Origin of the sequence: Butyrivibrio sp., from assembly GCF_017940685.1 — a bacterium.
GTDB lineage: Bacteria > Bacillota > Clostridia > Lachnospirales > Lachnospiraceae > Butyrivibrio.
This window is the reverse complement of record NZ_JAGAYD010000241.1, coordinates 1-5,487: the sequence shown is the minus strand read 5'-3', so window position 1 is coordinate 5,487 and position 5,487 is coordinate 1. Positions and strand designations below refer to the sequence as shown.

The following is a 5,487-nucleotide window of genomic DNA, read 5'->3' as shown; positions in this document are numbered from 1 at the left end:
GTTATCCCACAAAACTGCTACAATCGATAGATGATTACATTCCACAACTTAAGGAAATAGCCGACGAACAGCTGAAGCTATTGGCGGCATAACGCTGATTAACACCTAAAGGTAATTTACACACAAAAAAGGACTTGACCCAGTGGTATTAAAAGTGCCCTGATTATTTTCTTCAAGACAAGAAAAAGATAGGACCAGCAATAGGAAAATCAATTGCAGATATTAGACCAGCAAAAATTCTCTCCCCAATACCGTTTTTGAGTTCCTCATGTGCTCCAAAAAATGTCAGGTTTTAATGATTACGGACTATAGTATAGAAAAATGCTCTATAGTAGGTTATTATTTCCCGCAAAAAGCTCCCCCAAATATCCATTTTCAGCCTAGGGACCACTTTTTGAGCCTATAGTCCGTAACTCGTCTCCCTGATCCATTGGATCAATTCCTCAAAAAAACCCGTTTTACGGACTGTATGCTCAAAAAACCGCTATAGTCCATAATGCAATTTAATAACAATTGATATTGACCGTCATTTTACGGACTTAGACAAGGAAATAAGCCATCAAGTCTGATTCCACTGACTAGCGCCAGTTAATCAACGACTTGTCGCCCCATGGTAGCATCTACTCCAGAAATACCTTACCCACATCAAAAGCAAATATCCCCCAGAAGTGCCATAATCCGCGCGAGAAACCAACATCACCTTAGCCCGCACCTTCATCATCCCCGCTTGAACACCCAAAAACATCCACCGGAAATTGGTCAAGTGGACCATGGAATACCGCAGTTGGAGGTGAGTCAGTGGGGACATTACAGTTCGACTCACTGGGGAGCAGTGAGTCGAACTGTAATGTCCCCACTGACTCACCTTCAACGAGGATATGCCGTGAAAGCCACTTGGGCAATTTCCAGTGGATGTTATAATACCGAAGGCGGGGATGGCCTGTGACACTTGATGTAATACTTTGTCTACAATCTGACACGGGGACGGTTCTGTTGTCTCCAAAAGGAGACAACAGAACCGTCCCCGTGTCTTGTTTAGTTGTTGAATGTCAGGGAGTCGATGATTGCTGCAAGTGCATCTGATACAGGGATGTCGATGGCATCGTCGCCTGAGTTGTGGGCTGTCATCTCGAACATGAGATATCCGTCCATGTAGTCTCTTGCAACTACTGTTTCTACAAGGCCTGAACCTTCAGCAGAAGGAGCTGTCATTGCCCAGTAGCCGGTAACATCTTCAGCTCCTGGGAAAGGAGCTTCAGAAGTGGTTGCGCCTTCGCCATAAGCTTTTGCCTTCTCAGCAACCGCTGTCTTGGCGTCAGAACCAACCTCGTAGCTGGCTGTGATCATGTTTGTTCCAGCGCACTCTCCTGTGTAAACAAAAGTAGTTACAGAACCGCCCTGGTTTACTTCGATAACAGAAGGATCGTACTTAACGCTCCAGCCGTTGGCGTCCTCATAGACAAGGCTCTCATCTGCAAAAGAATTAATGTAGTTCTGTGCACTGAAGTTATCAGGATCTACGTCAGGTACAGGAGCAAATGTGATGCTGATTCCGTTCTGAACTGTTCCTGTAACCCATCCATCAGAAACAGACTCAACTGTGAGAATGTCCTTACTCTCTTCATCTGCGCCGCCCATGCTAAACACTACAGTTCCATCTGTCTGCTCGCAGGCAAAAGGAAGACCGATCCCACTTACGCCGTCCTCTGTGTAACCTGAGGTCTCATCGTAGAAAATGTAGAAGTATGTGTGCTGGGATGCCATCTCACTTGTAGGGAAGCTTGAGTATACACCTTTCTTAAAGTAAGGTGCCTTCATTTCGTCCTGACTGGCTGCTGCATCCTGTGATGCTTCTGCAGGTGCTTCTGTAACAGCCTCAGCTCCAGGAACCTCTGCTCCTTCTGCAGGTGCTTCTGCCGCACTCTTTGAGCAACCTGCCAAAAGAACTGTTCCCATAGTTGCTGCTATGGCAACTGACATAAACCTTCTAAGTATCTGATTTTTCATAATCTATTCCCTCCTCAAAAAAAGAGACTGCTTAACTATTAAGCAGCCTCCATTATGTTAGCACAAAAAATGTACCAATCGAAAACGTTTAAGTTATTTTAATAATGTTTTATCCTTTTTTAATCTTTCTTCCCGGTTTTGCAGATATCCTTAAGGCAGCAAGCCGCGCACTGAGGGCGTCTGGCTATGCACACTGCTCTTCCATGGTCTACAAACCTGTGACAGAGATCATTCCCCTCCTCAGGAGGAACTATCTTCCATAGCTCTTTTTCTACCTTACCTGGTTCCTTGATATCGTCCACCAGTCCAATAAGGTTGCAGAGTCTGATGCAGTGGGTATCCGTTACGATGGCAGGCTTACCATAGACATCCCCAAGGACCAGGTTGGCGCTTTTTCTGCCAACTCCGGGAAGCTTTAAAAGTTCCTCCATGGTGTCAGGCACCATGTCGCCATACTCATTATGTATCACCTTCATGCAGGCAGAGATGTCTCTTGCTTTGGAATTTCCAAGGCCGCAGGGACGCACTATTTTCTCGATCTCTTCTACAGGAGCTGCAGCGAGAGCCTCAACTGTTGGGAACTTTTCATACAAAAGAGGGGTTATCTCATCTACTCTCTTGTCTGTGCACTGGGCTGCAAGGCGGACACTCACAAGAAGCTGCCAGGCCTTGTCGTAAGCCAGGGTACAGTGGGACTGCGGATATTCTTTTTTAAGGCGCTCTATGACTTCCAGTGCAAGTTTCTTTTTGGTCATGTTTTTCTCCATCAAATATTTGCAGCAAGCTCGCCCCTGCACAAAATTGCCAGATGCTGGGTTGCCCTGCTCATAGCTGTGTACAGGCAGTGCTTTCCAAGTTCGTCGTCAGGGTAAGTCCTGCTATCAGCATCTGCCAGGATCACGTGGTCAAACTCAAGGCCCTTGGCATAAGGGAGCTCTAACATAAACGCACCTTCCTTTGGAAGAGCGTCAGTCCCTGCAACTATCTGTGGTGCATCTTCAGAAAGGGCAGCCACTATTTTTTCAAGACTGCTTGGATCTCTTACGATAACTGCAGTAAGACCATCTTTTTTGCTGTAATCTCCTATGAGCTTTTTTAGCTCTGCAAAGTACTCTTTATCTGACTTGCAGCTCTTTACATATACATCTTCTCCAGGTCGTTTTACCGAAGAAACCTGCATCTTCTTTTTATCAGGAAGCAGTGCCGCAAACTTATCAGTGATCTCAGGTGAGCTTCTGTAACTGGTCATAAGAGGCAGCATTACAAACTTCTTGCCTGCGTCCTCTGCCATCTGCTCGATCTCTTTAAACTTAACTGTTCCCTCCCTTATGGACTGGAACTCGTCTCCAAGGAGCATGAATCTTGCGTTGGGATAGAACTTTTCAAATACCATCATCTGAGCCCTGGTATAGTCCTGAACCTCATCCACCATGACGTAACGCATGTTCTTGTCGCACCTTCCGGTAAGCTCCATTCTGGCATATAGCCACTGGGCGGAAGTTACTTTTTTCACCCCAAGTATCCTCTGAACGATGTGGGTGATATTGATAAAGCCGCAGTTTCTGATGGTGGAAAGAGCTCCGCCAAAGTCGTTCTCTATGCGGTTTTCTTTGGCATTTTCAGAACCTGCAGTAGCTTCTGATGCTTCGTCATTTTCATCGTCCATGTTTCGCATGTTGTTCTTGGCCCGCTGCTCAAGCTCATCGGATGCTATCTGGATAAGCCTCATTCCCAGAGGGAACTTCTTGTATTTTTTCACAACTGACAGCACGTCTTCTTTTGTCAGCACTATCGTTTCTTTTTGTCTTATGTCAAAAAAGTCATCGGCTTCAAGATCAAGATCTGGCAGGCACACACGGATGCACTCAAGGGTTTCTGCATCAGTATCATCAAAGTCCATGATGCTTCCGGGCGCATTTGCTCCCTCTAAAAACTCACGCCAGGTAAGGGTCACAGGATTGGTCTCGCCCATGTCAGGAAGGACGTTATCGATATATTCCCTGAACACAGGATTAAGAGTTAAAAGGCAAACCTGATCCGGGCGCAGAGTTTTTCTTTTCTGGTAAAAGAGATATGCAATGCGCTGGAGAAGTACTGACGTCTTGCCACTTCCTGCGATTCCGTCTACCAGTAAAACCGGAACGTCAGGGTAACGGATGACTGTGTTCTGCTCCTTCTGAATGGTTGCAGTGATGGCCTGCATCTTGTCAGTGTGAGTCTGAGAAAGAGACTTTATAAGCATCGGATCCTCAATGGCAATCTGGGTGTCAAAGTAAGATATGAGCTTGTCTCTATTAAGGTCAAACTGGCGGCGCAGCTTAAGGTCCACAGGAATCTCCCTGTCATCTACGCTGTAGCTGGTGTGACCCATCTCCTGGTTGTAGTAGACTTCTGCAATAGGAGACCTCCAGTCAACGATCAGCTGATTGGGGCCTTTTTCAGAAATTGCCGCACGGCCAATATAGTAGCTCTCAGGCTCCTCTGATGGATCAAACTGAAGACTGATCTTGGCAAAGTATGGAGAGTCAAGAAGCTTATTTACTGTATCAAGCTTTTTTGAAAGAGAGCTGCTCTCAACATTGTAGGTGTCAATATAGCGGTTCCACACCTCAATCTCTGTCAGGGTCTCCATGGTAGTCTCAATGTCCGCATAGTCAAAACGGATATTGTCACGCATATCATTTTTATCAGCCACAGCCTTCTCATTGAGGGCTGCGATCTGGCCTAAGATCTCTTCCTTCTTCTTAAGGAGTTTGTCGTAGGTTTCGGACAGATGTGATTGTTCTTTATCAAATATTTCTTTATTCATAATGGTCACCATTTACCCCTTCTGTATCTTTTCAGTATAACATATCCTTGCAAGGTACGTTTAGTGTATAATGCAGATAAGTATTCGCTACGAAAGGCTGATTTTATGAGATTATTATTTTTTAGGCACGGAGATCCGGATTACGTTATAGACGGTCTCACTGATAAGGGAAAGATAGAAGCAAAGCTCCTTGCAGACAGGATAAAGAGCTTTGGTATAGATGAGGTGTATGAGTCACCTCTTGGTCGAGCCCGTGATACAGCATCTTTTTCGTTAAAAGAGCTTGATCTTCCCGTAACTACTTTTGACTGGCTTATGGAGTTTCCAGCTCTTTTCGATCCTAATAAAGCAAGCGAAGAAACCCGCAGTGCCTATAAGAACGAACTAAAAAAAGAAGAAGGCGGCGCCTATGAAAAGCGTATTGTGTGGGATATGATGCCTTCATACTACATGAATCATCCAGAGCTCTTTGACAGAAATGCCTGGAGGGATTCTGCGCTTGTTAAGGCCACCAATGCCCTTTCTGTCTATGACAATGTGATCAAAAGCTTTGATGGGCTTTTGGAAGATCACGGATATAAAAGAGATGGTGATATTTACAGGGTTACAGAAGGTAATGATAAGACGATAGCTCTTTTCTGCCACTTCGGGATCACCTGTGTTATGCTAAG

Annotated in this window: 4 protein-coding genes; 1 reads left to right on the top strand and 3 read right to left on the bottom strand. The window is 45.3% G+C overall.

Annotated features, from left to right (window positions below; all coding sequences use genetic code 11):
* Positions 1 to 1,035: 1,035 nt before the first annotated feature.
* The 3 genes from J6I68_RS14195 to J6I68_RS14185 form a co-directional block, all read right to left on the bottom strand.
* The gene (locus tag J6I68_RS14195) at positions 1,036 to 2,007 is read right to left on the bottom strand and encodes a hypothetical protein (RefSeq protein ID WP_292221276.1); all 972 of its coding nucleotides are present in this window, start codon (positions 2,005 to 2,007) and stop codon (positions 1,036 to 1,038) included.
* A 119-nt stretch (positions 2,008 to 2,126) separates the two neighbouring features.
* A complete protein-coding gene (locus J6I68_RS14190; RefSeq protein WP_292221274.1) occupies positions 2,127 to 2,762 on the bottom strand; it encodes an endonuclease III domain-containing protein in 636 nt (211 codons plus the stop codon).
* 11 nt (positions 2,763 to 2,773) lie between these two features.
* The gene (locus J6I68_RS14185; RefSeq protein WP_292221273.1) at positions 2,774 to 4,816 is read right to left on the bottom strand and encodes a HelD family protein; all 2,043 of its coding nucleotides are present in this window, start codon (positions 4,814 to 4,816) and stop codon (positions 2,774 to 2,776) included.
* A 105-nt stretch (positions 4,817 to 4,921) separates the two neighbouring features.
* On the opposite strand from J6I68_RS14185, the gene J6I68_RS14180 reads away from it, so the two are divergent.
* On the top strand, positions 4,922 to 5,487 hold a 566-nt coding region (locus tag J6I68_RS14180; RefSeq protein ID WP_292221272.1), incomplete at its 3' end, for a histidine phosphatase family protein.